Source organism: Pseudoalteromonas sp. SR44-5 (assembly GCF_014163675.1).
In the GTDB taxonomy this organism is placed as follows: Bacteria; Pseudomonadota; Gammaproteobacteria; order Enterobacterales; family Alteromonadaceae; genus Pseudoalteromonas; species Pseudoalteromonas rhizosphaerae.
Map to the genome: position 1 here is coordinate 1 of NZ_JACJDT010000169.1, position 589 is coordinate 589.

The following is a 589-nucleotide window of genomic DNA, read 5'->3' on the forward strand; positions in this document are numbered from 1 at the left end:
AAGAAATAGTCGAACAGGTTTCGCAAGCGTGGAATAAATTCATTTCTGTTCCTGATACGGTTAAAAGCATATGCTCTAGAGACTGGATAAAATTGACTTAATCTTTATGCAGATTGGTATTATTTAGCTCGCTAGAATGGTTAAATATTTAAGTCGATTGGTATTATACGTATAAGAGTAAATGATTGGCGCAGCCTTTTCCCGCCAACATAATCCTTGCTAACTCACTGCTAAATCACTTTCCTGCAAACGTAAAAAAGCCCGACTATTGCTAGTCGGGCTTTCTTTAATTAGATCCTGGCAATGTCCTACTTTCACATAGCAAATGCTACACTATCATCGGCGCTGTTTCGTTTCACTACTGAGTTCGGCATGGGGTCAGGTGGGTCCAAAACGCTATTGTTACCAAGAAAATTCTTTTCAATTTTCTTATTTTAATTATTAAGTTTTAAGTCCTTCGACTAAATTTGGAGCCTGGCAATGTCCTACTTTCACATAGCAAATGCTACACTATCATCGGCGCTGTTTCGTTTCACTACTGAGTTCGGCATGGGGTCAGGTGGGTCCAAAACGCTATTGTTACCAAGCA

At 39.4% G+C, this 589-nt stretch carries 2 rRNA genes; both read right to left on the reverse strand.

Annotated features, from left to right (window positions below):
• Positions 1 to 295: 295 nt before the first annotated feature.
• Positions 296 to 410, reverse strand: a 5S ribosomal RNA gene (rrf, locus tag H5154_RS23065).
• 62 nt (positions 411 to 472) lie between these two features.
• Positions 473 to 587, reverse strand: a 5S ribosomal RNA gene (gene rrf, locus H5154_RS23070).
• Positions 588 to 589: the final 2 nt, after the last annotated feature.